1 protein-coding gene is annotated in these 268 nt (G+C 44.4%); it reads left to right on the top strand.

The window, feature by feature from the left end:
* Positions 1 to 68: 68 nt before the first annotated feature.
* A partial coding sequence (locus PZC42_RS21510) for a hypothetical protein (RefSeq protein ID WP_277214208.1) occupies positions 69 to 268 on the top strand: 200 nt, incomplete at its 3' end.

Below are 268 nucleotides of genomic sequence, written 5' to 3' on the forward strand. Positions count from 1 at the left end.
CTGATGACAGTAACGGAATGACCCGTCGTTACAATGCATGATTCCTACCAAACCGAACAGGAGGTTGCGTGTCTGCAGGGCGAACCGATCCCCTTGTTCTTATTTTCTTTGAAGGCTTAAATACCGGAGCTCCAGATGGAGTTCGAAATTCTGCAATACTTGATTTGAGAGGTGCACTCCTAGGAGCTAAAAATGTTCGGTCCCTTTCACGGATAAAACGGGAGTTTTTCGGATGGCGCTATGCGAACAATTATTTACACTTTTTTTT

It is taken from the genome of Isoptericola croceus, assembly GCF_029382255.1.
Taxonomy (GTDB): domain Bacteria; phylum Actinomycetota; class Actinomycetes; order Actinomycetales; family Cellulomonadaceae; genus Isoptericola; species Isoptericola croceus.